The following is a 15520-nucleotide window of genomic DNA, read 5'->3' on the forward strand; positions in this document are numbered from 1 at the left end:
GGCCGTTTATCGGGGACGCCGAGCGGATACCATGCCTGGCAACTGGAAGGTGGGTCCATGCCTGCGCCGATGGAGGCGGTACGCCGCCTGATGGATCTGCGGCACCGCGGCCGGGCCGAGGACCTGCCGACGGTGCTGGCCGAGGCGGCGCCGCTGCTCGACGCCGAGACGGCTACCGTGCTGCTGATCGATTACGGACAGCTCGAGCTGCACCCGCTGCGCGGCACCGACCCGGGCGCGGCAGTGCCACTGACCGTGGAGGACACCCTCGCCGGCCGGGCCTTCACCTCGGCCCGGCAGCAGTGGCTCGACGACGGCGACGGCGGGATGCTGTGGCTGCCGCTGCTGCACGGCGCGGAACGTCTCGGCGTCCTGCAGCTGCGGGTCAAGGACTACCCGGCTACGCCCCTCCGGCACGACCTCGAAGTCATCGCCGCCCTGCTCGCTGAGCTGATCGCGAGCCGCCGCTTCTACGGCGACGCGGTCGAGCACACCCGCCGCCGGATGCCGATGCAACTGGCCGCCGAGATCATCTGGAACCAGCTGCCACCGCTCACCTTCGCCGTCGACGGAACCATGGTGACGGCGGTGCTCGAACCCTGCTACGACGTCGGGGGCGACGCCTTCGACTACGCCGCGAACGGCGACGTGCTGCACGTCGCGCTCTTCGACACCGTCGGGCACGGGATGAGTGCGAGCGCGCTGGCCACGCTCACGCTCAACACGTACCGCAATGCCCGCCGTTCCGGTCTTTCCCTGGTGGACACCTGCCGCTCGATCGACAAGTGGATCCGCTCGCAGTACCCGGGCGCCTTCGTCACCGCGCTGCTGGCTGAGCTGGACATGGCGACCGGCGCTTACCGGCGCATCTCCGCCGGTCACCCTCCGGAGCTTTTCCTGCGCGACGGGCGGGCACTGCCTTTCCTGCGTACGCCCAACGCGCTTCCCCTCGGGCTCGGCCACATGATCAGGCGGCCGCCGCAGGTCATCGAGGTGCAGCTGGAGCCCGGCGACACCCTCGTGCTCTACACCGACGGCATCACCGAGGCCCGCGACGCCGCCGGTGCCCTGTTCGGCGTGGAGCGGCTCGGCGGTTTCGTGCTCGACGCCCTCGCCGAGGGCATCCCCGCGCCCGAGGCGATGCGCCGCCTGGTCCAGGCCATCGTCTCGTACGAGGAGAACGAGCTGCGCGACGACGCCACGGCCGCGCTCGTCCAATGGCGTCGCCACTGATGAACCTGGGCACGATCGGTCAGGCCACCGGCCTGTTCGCCGTCACCAACGTCGACGACATCCTGATCCTGGCGCTCTTCTTCGCCCGGGGTGCCGGTCGGCGCCACACCACCCGCGACATCGCCGCCGGCCAGTACCTCGGGTTCACCGCGATCCTGGTCGTCGCGCTGGCGGCCGCCTTCGGTGCGACATTCCTGCCGGAACAGGCCGTACCCTATCTGGGTCTGCTCCCCCTCGCGCTCGGCCTGAAGGCCGCCGTGCAGGCGTGGCGGCACCGCCACGAGGCCGGGGACGATCCGGACGAGTCCGGCGCGGGCGGACCCCGGGCCCTCGAGGTCGCCGCGGTGACCTTCGCCAACGGCGGCGACAACATCGGGGTGTACGTGCCCGTCCTGGCCACCGCCGGCGGTGCGGGCACGGCCGTCTACGTGACGGTCTTCCTCATCCTGGTCGCCGTCTGGGTCGCGGCCGGCCGGTTCTTCGCCACCCGGCCCGTGATCGCGAAGGCGCTCAGCAGGTGGGGACACGTCTTGCTGCCCGTCGTCCTGATCGGTATCGGACTGCTGATCCTCGTCGAGGGAGGCGCGTCCGGTCTCTGAACCGCTGCCGTCACTCGAACCCGGCCGGCGGGCTCGTCGCGATGTCCCCGTCCGGCAGCACGAAACCGTGGTGGCCGGCGCCGCCGGCGTGCGGCGTCGGATCCCAGCCGGCCATCATCGTGGCCCGGTCCGAACCGAGCAGGCAGCGGCGGCGCGCAGGCCGGTGCGGGCGGCGCCGGCGGGTCCGGTCAGGGTCATAGGTGGCTCCGAGCACGAGTACGGCCATCGGGCGGTTTCCGATGGGCGCCCGGGGCGGCATGCCGGGCTTGCCGGAGCCTGCCAGTGGCGCCCGGCCGGCCTGGGCGTGTGCCGTTCCTTCGGCCGGGGCGTTTTCGGCGGGGCAGCCCTGGGCACACCAGCGCATAACCAAGGAGGTGAACGCGATGACCACAAACGCATCAGGCGGTGGCGGTTCCACCGGCGCGTCGACGGCGGACCTGGTGAGCCAGGCTGCCGCCCAGATTTCGACGCTGGTCCGGGACGAGTTGACCCTGGCTAAGCTGGAGCTGACCGAGAAGGGCAAGCGTGCCGGTGTCGGCGGCGGCCTGTTCGGCGGGGCGGCCGTGCTCGGGCTCTACGGCCTGGGCCTGTTCCTGACCCTCGCCGTGGTGCTGCTGGACATGGCTTGGCCGTTGTGGCTGGCCGTCCTCGTCGTGATGGTCGTCGTGTTCGCCGCAGCCGGGATCGCCGCCCTGATCGGCAAGTCGAAGCTGCAGGCGGCCGCGCCGCCGGTGCCGAAGGACGCGATCGCCGGCGTGGAGGCCGACGTGCAGACCATCAAGACCGCCGCCCGGGAGGGACGCCGCTCATGAGCAACCCGAAGACCCCGTCCGACCCGCAGCAGTTGCGCGCCGAGATCGAGCAGACCCGCGCCGACCTGGGCAACACCGTCGAGGCGCTGGCCGCCAAGACCGACGTGAAGGCCCGGGCGAAGGACGCCGCAGCCGACGCGAAGGACCGCGCCAAGGATGCCGTGGTGGACGCGAAGGACCGCGCGAAAGAGGCTGCGGTGGACGCGAAGGACCGGGCGAAGGAGGCGGTCGCCGGCGCCAAGGGCGCCGCGGCGGGCGCGGCCACCAGCGCCAAGGAGCGCGCGGCCGAGGCGACGACCGGGGCGAAGGAGGCGGTGGTCGCGGCGACCGCCGGCGCGAAGGAACGCGCCGTGGTGGCAGCCACCGACGCCAAGGACCGGACCAAGGAGGTCACGGCCGGCGCCCAGGAGCGCAGCCGGCAGACAGTGGCCGAGGTCCGCGAGAACCCGCGCCGCGCGATCCCGCCGGCCCTGATCGGCGCCGCCGCGGTGGCCGTGGCCGCCGGCGTCATCGTCGCCGCCCGCCGCCGCCGCTCCTGACCGGGTGCGCCAGGACAGACGTGAATCGCACGCCGCAGGCGTGACCATCCGAATCGATAGGGAGAATCTCTGATGCGACTGTTGACCCTGGCTGCCGGACTCGCCACCGGCTACGTGCTGGGCACCCGGGCGGGACGTGAACGGTACGAGCAGATCGCGGCCGCCGCCCGCAAGGCCGCCGGCAGCCCCGCCGCCACGCAGGCGCAGTCCACCGCGAAGGCGCTGATCAACGCCGGCATGGACAAGGCCGACACCCGGCCCCGGGCCGCCGGGGTCGAGCCCGCCGACCAGCCGGTCGCCGGCACCAAGCCGTCCACGCTCCGGGAGACCGAGACCCCGTCCGGCCCGGTGACCTACACCGGCACGCCGCTGCCCTGACCCACCCGGGAAGGCCCGTGCGGCGGGACGACCCCCCTGCGGACCGGGTGGGACGTCGTAGCGCGGGCCGAGGCAGCTGCCTCGGCCCGCGCTGGTGCGCGCTGGGCCGGCGCCACCCCGCGCCGGCGCGCGGGGGCCGTGTCACGCTGTCACCAGGCCGGTCCGTGGCCGCTGCCGCAGCCGGTAGACCGGAACGAGTCAGCTCGCTTCCTGACGGCTCACCATCTCGCCGATCCAGATCGGGGCGAACGGCGACGTACAGCCGGGGGGAGTGGGGTAGTCCTTGAGCACCTCCAGGCGTTCGCCGATTTCGATGGCCCGGGCCCGGTGGCCGGCGTGTTCGATGCCGATCTGGGCGAGGCAGTGGTTCATCGCCCACTGGAGCCGCTCCGGGGCTTCGCGCATCTGTTCGTCGATGATGTCGAGCAGCCCCGGCAGGTCGAGGCCGCCGGGTTCGCGCGCGACCCGGTCGGTGGTGAGCGCCCAGCCGGCGCTCGCCACCACCGGGTCGGGGTCGGCGAACCAGGACACCCGCAGCTCCTCGGCGTGCGGGCTCTTCTTGACCACGTAGTTGACCAGCCAGTCGTGCACCTTCGGCGCCCGCGCGTCGCGCAGCATCGCGTCGAGCTCGGCGCGCTCGAACGCCTTGGGGCGGCAGATCAGCAGCGCCAGCAGCCGGGCGGCGCTGTCGCCGGTCTGCCACAGCTCGCGGGCCAGATCCTGCTGCGTCTTCAGCCGTTTCGCCAGCGCGCGCAGCTTGGTGAGGTTCACGGCGTGGTCGTCGCCGTGCTTCTCGTTCACCGCGCGGATCTTCGGGTCGGCCAGGGCGGCCAGCTCGGCCATCACCTCGGCCACGGTCGTCTCGGCCACAGTCGTCTCGGCCACAGTCGTCTCCGCCACCTGTACCCCCGGTTGTCCTGTGAGGCGACCAGCCTACGAGCCGGGTGTGACAAATGGTGGCCCCGCCGCAACAGCAGCGGGGTGAACAGCAGCAACGCGCCGGCGACGCCGATGGCCGCCCGGAACCGATCACGCCGGCCGGCTAGGCCGCGATCAGCGGCCGGACCTCGACCCACCCGTCGCTGACGGGGATCATGCGCCCGATCCAGACGGCGTGATCGAAGTCCGAGGCCTGCACGACGAAATAGCCGGCGAACATCTGCTCGCCCTCGAGGAGGGACCCGCCGCTCACCACGTTGTCGCGGATCGACACCCCGGCGGACGGGGGCCGCACCGCGTGTCCCGTAACGATCCGGCCGCCGGTCTCGGCGACTTTCTGCGGTAACCGCAGATGGGCTTCGAGGACGGTCGGCGAGACCGCTGCGGCGCTGGCCGGCACCTGCCGCTCGTACACGAGAATGATGAATTCCGGCAACGGCGACTGATCCTCCGGCACGACCACGGCGGGAGCGTAGCAACGACCACGCTCCGCCCGGTTGATGCCACGTCCGCGGGACCGATTACCGTGACGGTCCCCGCAGGTTGATCACCGGAATTGAAGGACCGAAGCAGTGACGCCCCACCCCGCTCCGCTCGTGCTGATCTCGCCCGCCATGGCGATCGGCTCCCGGTATTACCGGCCCCTCGCCGAGGCGTTCACGGCGCGCGGCTGGGCGGCCCGGGCCCTGCCGCGTCGCGGGTTCGAGCCCGGTGGGCCGCGGGCGTCGCGGCGGCACGACTGGTCCTACGGCGACGAGATCGACGACATCGCCGCCGAGGTCGCTGCCGCGCGGACCGAAGCACCCGGTCGCCCAGTGATCCTTCTCGGTCACAGCCTGGGTGGTCAGCTCGCGGTCGGGAACCAGCTCGGCGGGGCGCCGGCGGACGGGATCGTCACGGTCGGGACCTGCCTGCCGTACCACCGCGACTACCCGTACGCCGCTCCGCACCTGATCCTGATGGGCGGGGTGATCGTGCCCGTGCTGACCACCCTGCTCGGCCACCTGCCCAAGCCGGCCTTCGGCGGTCCCGGCGCGCGCACCCTGATGCGGCAGTGGGGCCGGATGGCCGTCACCGGGCGCACCCCTTTCCCCGTCCCCGGGCCGGTCACGACGCCCACCCTGCTGGTCGCGCTGGAGGGTGACCGGCTGGCCCCGCCGTCCGCGGTGGACCGGTTCGGCGACCGCCTGATCGCCGGTGGCAGCCGCAGCGGCTGGCTCTACCGGGACGCGGACGTGCCGGACGGGGCGAGCAACGACCACATCCAATGGGTCCGCAAACCCGGTCCGGTGGTCGACCGGGTGCTCACCTGGTGGGCAGCGTCGCACGCGACCGCGTCGGCGCAGTAGGCGTTAACAGTCAGGCGGGGATTGCGGCGAGGGTGTGCCAGAACATCGTCTCGTAGTCGTGCAGCAGCCGGGCATGCCGACCGGCCCCGGCGAGCGGGCGGCCCTCGTCCAGCGCGGCCTGCGCGGCGGCGACCGCGAGCTCCTGCGGCTCGGTCACCGGCGTGGCGAAGAAGTCCAGGAAGGCGCAGGCGCTGTCGTCGAACCCGTACCGCTCCCGCAGACCCGCCGCGACGCCCGCGCAATATTCGCCCCAGGCGGCGAAATTCGAGACCAGGGCCAGGGCCACCGCCGCCGGGTCGGCGTTCTGGGCCAGCCAGGAGACATGCGAGGCGTACGCCTGACAGCCCGCCCGGGGCTCGTAGGAGGCCAACGCGTCAGGCCCCATCCCGGCCGCCGCAGCCAGTGGCTCCACAAGCGGCTGCACCAGGCTCTCACCCTGCGCCAGCCCGGTGAAGAACGCCACCGCCGCCGGTTCCTCGGAGCGCGCCGCGAGCAGCAGGAAGGCGCGCCGGTCGCTGGGGATGATCACCCGTTCCTCGGCGGCGAGGGCGGCGACGGCGACGAGGGGTGCCCGGCCCTCGCGGACCGCCGCCACGAACGGGTTGGCCTCGGCGAGCACGTCCGCCTCCACCCGGATGACCGCCAGCAACTCCGCCGCGCTCCCACCCATGACGCCTCCATCCATTCCCCGCTGTCGATTCCTCAGGCATGCTCGCACGCGCGCCCGCCGGATTCCACCGGGCGCTCGCTCCACCGGGCTGCCTCGCTGTGCTTCAGTCACGGGCTCGCTGCCGCCGACCGGCGCTGATAGCGTCGGCGGCTGTGCGGATCGCGGTGATCGGGGGCGGCGTCGTCGGGCTGTCGGCGACGGTGGAACTGTTGCGGCGCGGCACCGAGGCCGTCTGCTACGAGCGAGACACACCGATGGCCGAGCGTTCGGCCGGTGACAGCCGCGTCTTCCGGCTGGCCCACGCGTACCCCGACATGGTCGAGCTGGCCGCGCGGTCCCGCCGCCTCTACGCCGGCTGGGGTGAACGCGCCGGGGTGCCGCTCATCGACGACGTCGGCACCGTGGTCGGCGGCGAAGCGGCCGGCGGCTGGGCGGACGCGATGGCCGCCGCGGGCGCCGCCCACGAGATCGTCGAACCGGGGTCGCCGCTGCTCCGGCTGCCCGGACCCGTCACCGGGCCGGCCCTGCTCGACCCGTCCGGCGGCGTGATCCGGGTGGACCGGGTGCGTGCTTTCCTGGTGGCCGCCGCCGGCGCGGTGCGGCAGGTCACCGCGGAGACGATCGAGGAGACCCCCACGGGCGTACGGGTGGTCGCCGGCACCGCCACCGACGACTTCGACGCGGCCCTGATCTGTGCCGGCGCCGGCACCCCTGACCTGGCCGCCGCGGTCGGTGTGGACGTGCCGCCGGCGCTGGAACACCACGTCCGGTTCAGTTTCCCGCTGCGCCCGCAGGCCCCGCCGTCCCCGCAATGCCTGATCACCCTGGGCGGTCCTGGCGACCCGGGCACCTACCAGCACCGGGCCGCGCCCGGCACGTGGGCGGTCGGCGCCGACGTGGCCCCGGCCGCCGTGGCCTGGGACCTCGGCCGCGAGGCCGCCGAGCGGGCGTCCCTGGCGGTGGTCACCGACTACGTCGCCCGCGAGCTGCCCGGCGTGGAGCCGCGCGCCGTCGACCGCCTCTACTGCACCCACAACCCGGACCTCAGCGACGGCCTCCAGTTCCTGCGCCGCGGCCGGGTCCTGGTCGTGCACGGCGAGAACCTGTTCAAGTTCGCCCCGCTGCTCGGCGAGATCCTGGCGCAGGCCTGCATCGACGGTTCCACCCCGGCCGACGCCGGCCCGAACCGTCACTGACGGGCTGCCGCATGCCCGGAGCCGCCGCCGCGGTGCGAGGCGGCGGCCGGCCGGTGGCTCAGCGGCCGGTCAGGGTCAGGGCCGCGTCCACGATCGACGCGGTGTCGATGCCGTGCAGGCGGTAGGCGTCATCCAGGCTTGACGACTGGCCGAACTCGGTGACGCCGAGGCAGCGGATCCGGTCGCCGCGGGCGGCGGCGAGGAAGGCCAGGGTGTGCGGGTGCCCGTCGAGGACGGTGACCAGCGGTGACCGCTGAGCGGGCGGGAACAGTTCGTCCAGGATGCCGCCGCCGAGCCCGGCGTCGCGGCTGCCGCGCTGCTGGAACGAGCGGAACACCAGGTCGGGGCTGGTCAGGCAGACCACGCCGGCGGTGACGCCCTGTGCCGTGAGCGCCTCCGCGGCCGCGATCACCTCCGGCATGATCGCGCCGACGCCGACCAGTGTGACGTCCTCGCCGGCCGGGGAGTGCGCGGCGGGGAGGCGGTAGCCGCCGGCCACCGCCTGCCGGCGCCGGCGTTCGGTCAGGGCCGGGTCGTCGGGGACGGCGGCCAGCCGCGGGTCCATCGGCCGGGTGGAGAGCCGGAAGTAGGCGGACGTGCCGCCCTCCACCCCGACCCGGCTCATGGCGTGCAGGAAGCACCACTCCAGGTCCTGCGGGAATGCCGGTTCCCAGGCCACGCAGCCGGGCTGTTCCAGGCCGATCGACGGGGTGGTGATCGACTGGTGGGCGCCGCCCTCCGGTGCCAGGGTCACCCCGGACGGGGTGCCGACCAGGATCGACTGGCCGCCGGCGTAGATGCCGTACGACCAGGGCTCCAGCGCGCGCGAGACGAACGGGTCGTACAGGGTGGCGATCGGGATCAGCCGCTCGCCCCAGCGGGACCAGGTGGCGCCGAGCTCGCCGAGCAGCGACACCAGGTTGACCTCGGCGATACCGAGTTCGATGTGCTGGCCGGCGCTGTGTTCCTGCCAGCGCAGCACCCGTTCGGCGTCGTCGGCGAACCAGTCACGCCGGTCCTGCGCCGACCAGACGCCGGTCTTGTTGATCCAGCCGCCCAGGTTGGTGGAGGAGGCGACGTCGGGGGAGCAGGTGACCACCCGCGCCGCCGCTGCCGGTGCGTCGCGCGGCAGGTCGGCGAGCAGACGGCCGAGGGCGGCCTGGGTGCTGATCGGCTTGCGGTACGGGTGACCCAGCCCCACCGGCACCGGGATCGGCGCCGTCGGGGTGACCGGTTCCCGGCGCAGCGCGGCACCGCGGCCGGCGCACAACCGGCCGGCCGCGGTGCCGGGCGCGAACCGCTGCCACGGCGCCGCCCGGTCCATCCCGGAGGAGGCGGCGAGGGCCTCCATCTGGGCGGCCGACAGCAGGGCGGAGTGGTTGTTCGGGTGCCCCTCGGTGGGCAGGCCGCGACCCTTGACGGTGTACGCGAAGACCACGGTGGGCCGGTCCGGGTCGACCCCCCGGAACGTGTCGACGAGCAGGCCCAGGTCGTGGCCGCCCAGGTCGCGTACGGCGGCAGCCAGCTCTTCGGGGTCGATCTCGGCGAGCAGCGCCTTCAGTTCGGCGGCGCCGGGGAACGCCTCGCTGCCGGCCAGGATCCGGTCGGCGGTCTGCGCCGCGCCGGCCCGGAGCATCCGCTGGTACTCCTCGTTGGGCATCGCCTCCAGCCGGGCCCGCAGCACCTGCCCGCCGGGCCGTTCGAACAGCTCCGAGACGATCCGCCCCCACTTGAGCACGACGACCTGCCAGCCGGCGGCCGCGAACATGCCCTGGAGCTTGGCGATCTGGATGTCCGGCACGACCCGGTCCAGGGACTGCCGGTTCAGGTCGACCACCCACAGCAGCTCGCCCAGTTTCGCCACGGCCGGGTCCATCACCGCCTCCCAGATGGCGCCCTCGTCCAGTTCGGCGTCGCCGAGCAGGCTGACGAAGCGGCCACCGGCCGGCGTGCCGTCGAACCGGGAGGTCAGGTAGCGGTGGGCCATCGCGGCCCACACCGCGGCCGTCGCCCCGATCCCGACCGAGCCGGTGGAGAAGTCGACGGTGTCCGGGTCCTTCAACCGGGAGGGGTACGACTGGAGACCGCCCTTGGCCCGCAACCTCGGCAGATAGTCCTCGTCGAGGTCGCCGAGCAGGTAGTTCACCGCGTGCAGCACCGGCGAGGCGTGCGGCTTGACCGACACCCGGTCCTGTGCCGTGAGCTCGGCGAACCACAGGGCGACCATGATGTCGACCATCGAGGCGCTGGAGGCCTGGTGGCCGCCGACCTTCACGCCGGAGTCGTTCGGCCGGCCGGCGTTGGCGGCGTCGACGATCGACGCCGACAGCCACAGCACCCGGCGGGCGATCTCCCGCAGCACTGCGACATCAGGGGACGAGCTGGTCACTGGAGGGTCTCCGGGTGGGTGCGAGGGCGGTGGCGGTGAGTGCCCGGTCGAGGTCGTCGACCAGGTCGTCGACGTGTTCCAGGCCGATCGACAGCCGGACCACGTCGGCGGACGGGCGGGCGTGCGGCGCGACCGGCCGGTGGGTGAGCGCGGCCGGGTGCTGGATCAGCGAGTCCACGCCGCCGAGCGAGACGGCGTGGGTGAACAGCCGGGTGGCCGAGGTCATCCGGGCGGCGGCCGCGAACCCGCCGCGCAGCGCGACCGAGACCATCGCGCCGGGGCCGCGCATCTGCCGGCGCAGCAGCCCGCGCGGGTCGCCGTCGAGGCCGGGGTGATGGACGCGGGCGACGGCCGGGTGCTGCGTCAGCCACGCGGCGATCCGGCCCGCGCTGGCCTGCTGGGCGCGCACCCGCACCGGCAGCGTGGTCAGGCCGCGGTGCAGCAGGTAGGCGCCCCACGGGTGCAGCAGCCCGCCGGTGACGGCCCGGACCTGCCGCAGCCGGGCGGCGGTCTCCTCACCGCAGGCGATGACGCCGGCGACGACGTCGCCGTGCCCGCCGAGGTACTTGGTAGCGCTGTGCAGAGCCATGGTGGCCCCGAGAGTAACCGGGTTCTGCAGCACCGGCGTCGCGAAGGTGTTGTCCACCAGCACCGGCACCGTCCCGGCCTGCGCGACGACGGCCGCGATGTCGACCAGGTCCAGCGTCGGGTTCGCCGGGGTCTCCAGGATCACCAGGCCGGTGTCGGCGCGGACCGCGCCGGCGACCTCGTCCTCGGCGCAGAACGTCACCTCGGCGCCGAGCAGGCCGGTGGCGAGCAGGTGGTCGGTGCCGCCGTAGAGCGGCCGGACCGCCACCACGTGCCGCCGGCCGACCATCGTGGTGTGCGCCAGGATCGCCGCGGTCATCGCCGCCATGCCGGAGCCGTACGCCACCGCCGTGCTGGTGTGTTCCAGCTGCGCCAGGGCGGCCTCGAACCGGGCCACCGTCGAGTTCCACAGCCGGGCGTAGACGGCGCCACCGTCCGGCAGCGGGTAACCGCCGGCGGCCATGGCCTCGTAGGACTCGCCACCGCGGACCAGGTCCGGCAGCGGGTGGGTCGACGACAGGTCCAGGGGCAGGGCGTGCACGCCGAGCGCGGTGAGGTCCTCACGGCCCGCGTGCACGGCAACCGAGTCGCTGTGCATGCCCGTACGCTTCCGGAAAGCCCAACGGATGCATAGAGTTGCTGCCGAATCAGCACCGGCGCGGTGCGGATTCGAATTTTCCGGTGACGCGTCGGCCGTCGGGAGGCGTTCGCATTGCGGAATGCGCAACCACCGCGGCATGCTCCGGCCGCCCTGGACTCCGTCGACCTGCGGCTGCTGGGGGCGCTGGCCGAGGACGCCGGCGTGACGAACAAGGCGCTCGCCGGCCGGCTCGGCCTGGCCGAGTCCACCTGCGCCTACCGGGTCCGGGCGCTGCGCGAGGCGGGCGTCATCACCGGCACCCGGGCGCAACTCGATCTGGCGCTGCTCGGCTATCCGCTGCAGGCGATCGTCATGGTGCGGCTCGGCAGTCACACGATGGCCAACGTCAATCAGCTGTACGACGCCCTCGCCGCCACCCCGGGCGTGCTGCAGGCCTTCCACGTCGCCGGCGCCGACGACTTCTACCTGCACGTGGCCGTCGAGAACGCGGAAGCGCTGCGCGACTTCGTGCTCCAGCACGTGACCACGCACCGGGTGGTCCGCCAGACCGAGACCCACCTGGTCTTCGAGGTCCGCAGCGGCGCGGGGGTGTTGCCGTCGCGGTCCTGAGGCGGTCGGCCGATGCGACGGTATCTGGTGGCGGGTCGGCAGAAAAGGCAGTATCAGGTGCGTTACTCCTCCGTTCCCGGGCATCCAGGGCGGTCCCCCGAAGGAGTGTGCCGATGGAACCCAGCCTCCGCCCCACCCCGCCCGCCGTGGTCGCCGTCCGCACCCGCGATCTCGACGAAGCCCGTGCCGTCTGCGGCGAGCACCTGTACCCGCGATCCATGCGGCTGCTGGAACGCGACGCCGAGATCGACGCCCAGTTCTCCTTCCTGCGCCTGGGGGTGCTGGCGGTGGCCGACGTCCGGTACGGTGCCGCGGTCGCCGGTGTCACGGAGTCCCTCGGCACCTACCACCTCAACATCCCGCAGGCCGGCCGCTTCCACGCCAGCCAGGGCGGCCGGCCGATCAGCGGTGACACCCGGCGGGCGGCGGTCTACCGGCCGGACGGCCGCACCGAGTTGCACTACGCCAGCCCGGACTGCCGGCTGCTCGCCGTCAAAGTGGACCGGGTGGCGCTGGAGGAGCACCTGGAGACGGCGCACGACGTACCGGTCGGCGGCACCATCCGGTTCGCCTCCCAGCTGGACCTGACCGGGCCCGCCGGGAACAGCTGCGCGGGCCTGATCCGGTTCCTGGCCGCCGAGGTGGCCGACCCCGACAGCCTGATCCACGAGCCGATGGTGGCGGAACCGTTGGAGGAGGCGGTGCTGACGGCTCTGCTGCTCGCCGCCGACCACCAATACCAGGACTCTCTGCAGGAGGGTTCGCCGCCGATCCGGTACGCGCCCCGCAGCATCGCGGCCGCCGTCGACACCGTCCACGCCGAGCCGCGGCGGGCGCACACGGTGGCCCGGCTCGCCGAACTCGCGGGGATGAGCAGCCGAGGCCTCAGCGCCGAGTTCCGGCGGCAGCACGGGACGACCCCGATGGGGTACGTGCGTCGGGTCCGGTTACTGGCCGCCCAGGCTGAACTACGCGCGGCCGAGGCGGGCAGCACCACGGTGGCCGCCGTCGGCCGCCGGTGGGGCTTCGGTGCGAAGCGGTTCGCCGCCGAATATCTGACGCTGTTCCACGAGGCGCCGGCCGCGACCCTGGGCCGGGACGCCTGACGCGGCGGCGCGCCCAGTTTCGCGCCGCCGGCCGACTTCGCGCCGCCGGCCGACTTCGCGCCGCTGGTCGCCTTCGCGCCGCTGGCCGGCGTAGGTCAGCGGCCGGCCGCCCGCAGTGCCTCCGGCAGCGAGTCGAACCGGTGCACCGCGCTGACCACGCCGTCGCGCACCCGGAAGAGGGTCGCCACCGTCACCGGTTCCGGCGTCTCCGGCCAGGTCGCCTCCTGCTCCACCACGGTCGTCGTCGCGTCGATCGGGTGGCCGGCCAGCGGGCGCAGCCGGATTCCGGACCGCACGATCCACCCGGTGAACGCGTCCGCGGACAGGTCCTGCGTGCCACGCGGGCCGGCCACCTCGACCGGGTCGGTCACGGTGGCGCGGGCGGCATCCAGGTCCTGGGTGTTGACGGCGTCGTGCCAGGCGACGATGGCCGGGTCGAGCATGGCATCCTCCTCATATGCGATACGCATACGATAGGGGGAGCAACGATGGCAGCGAGCGGGCGGTCACTTTTCGCATTCGTACGTTTCTGGTCGCGGCGCTGGACCGGCACCGACCCGCAGCGGGGCCGCGACGTCATGGTCCTCGAAGCCGTGCACGACCTGGCCGCCGCCGGGCGTCCCACCTCGATCAACGACGTGGCCCGGGAACTGGGCATGGACCAGTCGGGCGCCAGCCGGATGGTCGCGCACGCCCGGCAGCAGGGCCTCGTCGAACGCCACGGCGCCGGCCGGATCGGCGCGGCCGCCGCGATCACCCTCACGGCGGCCGGCGAGGACCTGCTGCGCCACGCCTGGTCCTGGCAGGACGACGTGCTGGCGCGGCTGACGGCGGGCTGGCCGGAGCGGGACGTGCGCACCCTGGTCACGCTGATGGACCGGCTCGTGCGGGAACAGTCGGATGTCGTACCCCTGCCCTAGGGTCCCGGCCATGGCGATTCCCGAACGCGTGCCCATCGTGCACGAGCCCGATTACCGCACCGACACCATCGGGTCCTACGACCAGGGCCAGTTCTTCGGCTCCGTGACGGCCACCCTGGCGATGGGCGCCGGCGACGACTGGGCGCGGCACAAGCGGTGGTATGCGGTTCTCCACCGCTTCGACCGGGACGGCGGGCACACCGGCTCGGAGATCTGGTTCGCCGGCACCAGCGAGCAGGAACAGGCGTCGATCGACAGCGCCCGCAAACGTCTCGACGCCTGGCTCGCCGAGTTGCCGGGGCGCGAGTTCGGCGACATCGCGATCCGGTTGTTCCAGGTCGAGGCGGACGGCGAGGTGTTCGGACTGGTCGACCAGTCGGCCGACTACGACGCCGACCACGCCGAGTTCCTGCCGGACGAGTTGGGCTTCGACCCGCCGTGGGACGGTGAGTACGACACCTGATCGTCCCTGCCGGTCCGCCTCGGACGTGGGGCCGGATGCCCCGGCTTGCCGTCACGCGTCGTGCCGGTCCACTGCCCGGTCGTGAGTGTCGTGCTGGTCGGCTGTGCGGGCGTGGGCGATTCCGGTCAGGTCGGCTGTGCGGGCGTGGGCGATTCCGGTCAGGTCGGCTGTGCGGGCGTGGGCGATTCCGGTCAGGTCGGCTGTGCGGGCGTGGGCGATTCCGGTCAGGTCGGCGAAGCGGTCGCGGGTGATCTCGTGCACCGCCACCGGTTGTGCGACGCCCGGCATCGTCGTGTCGAACGCGTGCGTCAGCCCCAGCTTCGCCATCACCCGTGCCGACCGTTCGTTGTCGAGGTGCCGGATGCTGATGATCCGGTCCAGGCCGCGATCGACGAAGCCGAACCGCAGCGCCGCCCGGGCCGCCTCGGTCGCGTAGCCCTGCCCCCACACCGCCCGGTCCAGCCGCCAGCCGATCTCCACCGCGGGCAGGACCTGCGGCAGGAAGTCCGGCACCGACAAACCCGCCCACCCGACGAGCGTGCCGGTCGCCCGGACCTCGACGGCGAACAGCCCGAACCCGTGCTCCGCCCACGTCGCCGTCATCCGGCGCAGGCCCTCCGCGCTCTGCCGGCGGTCCCGCACCGAGCCGTCCGCGATGTACCGCATCACCTCCGGATCCGCGTTGATGGCCGCCAGCACGTCCAGGTCGTCGTCCCGCCACCCGCGCAGCACCAGCCGCTCGGTCGTCAAAGTAGTCACCGGATCATTCTGGGGGCGCGCCGATCCGGCGGCTGCCCCTGTGCTGTCGTCGAGCAGCAAGTGCGAGGCCCTTCCGTCAGTTTGTGCTGGTGAAGGATCGGGGGCGTCCGGCTCCAGCACCACGATCGCCTGCGGGTCATGGGCCGCCGCGAGCAGGTGCTGCGGTGGGTCCGCGCGGCGATGTTGATCTGCTAGCGGTGCGAAATCGCGGTTTTGACCCCTTGATCACAGCGATTTCGTAGCGCTAGTGTCCTGCGCCACAAATTCGCCTGATAAGTGGTGTAGCGTGGTGAGATGCCAAGGACTGGGCGCCCTGTCGCACCGTTGACGCTGTCAGACGAGGAACGCGCGACGTTGCTGCGCTGGGCCC

At 73.1% G+C, this 15520-nt stretch carries 19 protein-coding genes; 11 read left to right on the forward strand and 8 right to left on the reverse strand.

Annotated elements, in window-relative coordinates; all coding sequences use genetic code 11:
* Window positions 1–57: 57 nt before the first annotated feature.
* Entirely contained in the window at window positions 58–1233 is a 1176-nt protein-coding gene (locus LPA41_RS11830; RefSeq protein WP_229070156.1) for a PP2C family protein-serine/threonine phosphatase, read from the forward strand.
* Window positions 1233–1832: a cadmium resistance transporter gene (locus LPA41_RS11835; protein ID WP_374238151.1), complete on the forward strand. Its 600-nt coding sequence runs from the start codon at window positions 1233–1235 to the stop codon at window positions 1830–1832. The genes LPA41_RS11830 and LPA41_RS11835 overlap by 1 nt, the downstream gene beginning before the upstream one ends.
* A gap of 10 nt (window positions 1833–1842) precedes the next feature.
* Here the strand turns inward: LPA41_RS11835 and LPA41_RS11840 are convergent, their stop codons facing one another.
* On the reverse strand, window positions 1843–2058 hold the full coding sequence (locus LPA41_RS11840; protein ID WP_229070158.1) for a hypothetical protein: 216 nt from the start codon (window positions 2056–2058) through the stop codon (window positions 1843–1845).
* Window positions 2059–2215: 157 nt separating this feature from the next.
* Here LPA41_RS11840 and LPA41_RS11845 point away from each other — a divergent pair, with 157 nt between their 5' ends.
* The 3 genes from LPA41_RS11845 (at window position 2216) to LPA41_RS11855 (ending at window position 3561) form a co-directional block, all read left to right on the forward strand.
* Window positions 2216–2644, forward strand: coding sequence for a phage holin family protein (locus LPA41_RS11845; RefSeq protein WP_229070159.1), 429 nt, complete (start codon window positions 2216–2218; stop codon window positions 2642–2644).
* Complete coding sequence (locus LPA41_RS11850; RefSeq protein WP_229070160.1) at window positions 2641–3183, forward strand: DUF3618 domain-containing protein; 543 nt, start codon at window positions 2641–2643, stop codon at window positions 3181–3183. The genes LPA41_RS11845 and LPA41_RS11850 overlap by 4 nt, the downstream gene beginning before the upstream one ends.
* A 72-nt stretch (window positions 3184–3255) precedes the next feature.
* Complete coding sequence (locus tag LPA41_RS11855) at window positions 3256–3561, forward strand: hypothetical protein (RefSeq protein ID WP_229070161.1); 306 nt, start codon at window positions 3256–3258, stop codon at window positions 3559–3561.
* 198 nt (window positions 3562–3759) lie between these two features.
* Here the strand turns inward: LPA41_RS11855 and LPA41_RS11860 are convergent, their stop codons facing one another.
* Together LPA41_RS11860 and LPA41_RS11865 are read right to left on the reverse strand one after the other, a co-directional pair.
* Window positions 3760–4431, reverse strand: a complete 672-nt coding sequence (locus LPA41_RS11860; protein ID WP_374238152.1) for a DNA alkylation repair protein — start codon at window positions 4429–4431, stop codon at window positions 3760–3762.
* A 172-nt stretch (window positions 4432–4603) separates the two neighbouring features.
* Window positions 4604–4963, reverse strand: coding sequence for a YciI family protein (locus LPA41_RS11865; protein WP_229070163.1), 360 nt, complete (start codon window positions 4961–4963; stop codon window positions 4604–4606).
* Between the two features lie 109 nt (window positions 4964–5072).
* Here LPA41_RS11865 and LPA41_RS11870 point away from each other — a divergent pair, with 109 nt between their 5' ends.
* A complete protein-coding gene (locus tag LPA41_RS11870) occupies window positions 5073–5849 on the forward strand; it encodes a serine aminopeptidase domain-containing protein (RefSeq protein WP_229070164.1) in 777 nt (258 codons plus the stop codon).
* 10 nt (window positions 5850–5859) lie between these two features.
* On the opposite strand, the gene LPA41_RS11875 is transcribed toward LPA41_RS11870, so the two are convergent.
* Window positions 5860–6519, reverse strand: a complete 660-nt coding sequence (locus LPA41_RS11875; RefSeq protein ID WP_229070165.1) for a hypothetical protein — start codon at window positions 6517–6519, stop codon at window positions 5860–5862.
* A gap of 152 nt (window positions 6520–6671) precedes the next feature.
* Between LPA41_RS11875 and LPA41_RS11880 the strand changes: the two genes are divergently transcribed.
* A complete protein-coding gene (locus tag LPA41_RS11880; RefSeq protein ID WP_308036546.1) occupies window positions 6672–7715 on the forward strand; it encodes an FAD-dependent oxidoreductase in 1044 nt (347 codons plus the stop codon).
* 58 nt (window positions 7716–7773) lie between these two features.
* Here the strand turns inward: LPA41_RS11880 and LPA41_RS11885 are convergent, their stop codons facing one another.
* Window positions 7774–10104 carry a transketolase C-terminal domain-containing protein gene (locus tag LPA41_RS11885; protein WP_229070166.1) on the reverse strand — a complete coding sequence of 777 codons (2331 nt, stop codon included), beginning with the start codon at window positions 10102–10104 and terminating at the stop codon, window positions 7774–7776.
* A complete protein-coding gene (locus LPA41_RS11890) occupies window positions 10085–11290 on the reverse strand; it encodes a PLP-dependent aspartate aminotransferase family protein (protein WP_229070167.1) in 1206 nt (401 codons plus the stop codon). The genes LPA41_RS11885 and LPA41_RS11890 overlap by 20 nt, the downstream gene beginning before the upstream one ends.
* Window positions 11291–11404: 114 nt before the next feature.
* Between LPA41_RS11890 and LPA41_RS11895 the strand changes: the two genes are divergently transcribed.
* The gene (locus LPA41_RS11895) at window positions 11405–11902 is read left to right on the forward strand and encodes an Lrp/AsnC family transcriptional regulator (protein WP_229070168.1); all 498 of its coding nucleotides are present in this window, start codon (window positions 11405–11407) and stop codon (window positions 11900–11902) included.
* 113 nt (window positions 11903–12015) lie between these two features.
* Complete coding sequence (locus LPA41_RS11900) at window positions 12016–13008, forward strand: AraC family transcriptional regulator (RefSeq protein ID WP_229070169.1); 993 nt, start codon at window positions 12016–12018, stop codon at window positions 13006–13008.
* A gap of 95 nt (window positions 13009–13103) precedes the next feature.
* Here LPA41_RS11900 and LPA41_RS11905 read toward each other — a convergent pair whose 3' ends face one another.
* Window positions 13104–13451, reverse strand: a complete 348-nt coding sequence (locus LPA41_RS11905) for a hypothetical protein (protein WP_229070170.1) — start codon at window positions 13449–13451, stop codon at window positions 13104–13106.
* A 45-nt stretch (window positions 13452–13496) separates the two neighbouring features.
* On the opposite strand from LPA41_RS11905, the gene LPA41_RS11910 reads away from it, so the two are divergent.
* Together LPA41_RS11910 and LPA41_RS11915 are read left to right on the forward strand one after the other, a co-directional pair.
* Window positions 13497–13928, forward strand: coding sequence for a MarR family winged helix-turn-helix transcriptional regulator (locus LPA41_RS11910; protein WP_229070171.1), 432 nt, complete (start codon window positions 13497–13499; stop codon window positions 13926–13928).
* Window positions 13929–13938: 10 nt separating this feature from the next.
* A complete protein-coding gene (locus tag LPA41_RS11915) occupies window positions 13939–14391 on the forward strand; it encodes a hypothetical protein (protein WP_229070172.1) in 453 nt (150 codons plus the stop codon).
* 51 nt (window positions 14392–14442) lie between these two features.
* Here the strand turns inward: LPA41_RS11915 and LPA41_RS11920 are convergent, their stop codons facing one another.
* Complete coding sequence (locus LPA41_RS11920; RefSeq protein ID WP_229070173.1) at window positions 14443–15150, reverse strand: GNAT family N-acetyltransferase; 708 nt, start codon at window positions 15148–15150, stop codon at window positions 14443–14445.
* Between the last annotated feature and the right edge of the window lie 370 nt (window positions 15151–15520).

The sequence above is a fragment of the Actinoplanes sp. DH11 genome (genome assembly GCF_020873875.1).
In the GTDB taxonomy this organism is placed as follows: Bacteria; Actinomycetota; Actinomycetes; order Mycobacteriales; family Micromonosporaceae; genus Actinoplanes.